A 516-nucleotide genomic window follows, 5' to 3' on the forward strand; every position below is an offset into this window, starting at 1 on the left:
AATTCTAATTCATCAAGATCAACCACAGGTTCAAATACTTTATTATTTTGTTTTTCAAGATAATCATCACGCTTATAATTCATATCGGTGTCAGGTCGTTTTAACGGGTGAATACTTACTCTTATTCCACCAAAATTTTCTTTTTTCTTATACCATAGTGATTTATCACCAGGTTGCATATCCGGCCAATTTATTATCATCGGTAATGCTACGAAATCGGTATCACACCCTTTTGTATTTTCAGTAAAACTGTAGCCCCAGGCGCTGGTACCGCTATATTCTGTCCAGTAAAAAACATAGCTATTCGGCACTTCCATTACATGACCATTAAATTTACCACAAACAAAATCGGGGCGATTTTCGGCAGAAGAAAATGGTGGCATCATTAGTAAAAACATTATCAACAATGTTATTAAATATCTCACCCGCGTTTTATCACATAACAGCCTGCTTATATTTATCTTAGGATACATAATTATCTTCCTTAACGTTTAATATGTGATAAAAGAAACCTTT

General features: G+C 33.9%; 1 protein-coding gene. It reads right to left on the reverse strand.

Annotated elements, in window-relative coordinates:
* A partial coding sequence (locus tag V1952_RS22445) for a hypothetical protein (protein ID WP_420075623.1) occupies positions 1-473 on the reverse strand: 473 nt, incomplete at its 3' end.
* Between the last annotated feature and the right edge of the window lie 43 nt (positions 474-516).

Origin of the sequence: Yersinia sp. 2542 StPb PI, assembly GCF_048593855.1 — a bacterium.
GTDB lineage: Bacteria > Pseudomonadota > Gammaproteobacteria > Enterobacterales > Enterobacteriaceae > Yersinia > Yersinia enterocolitica_E.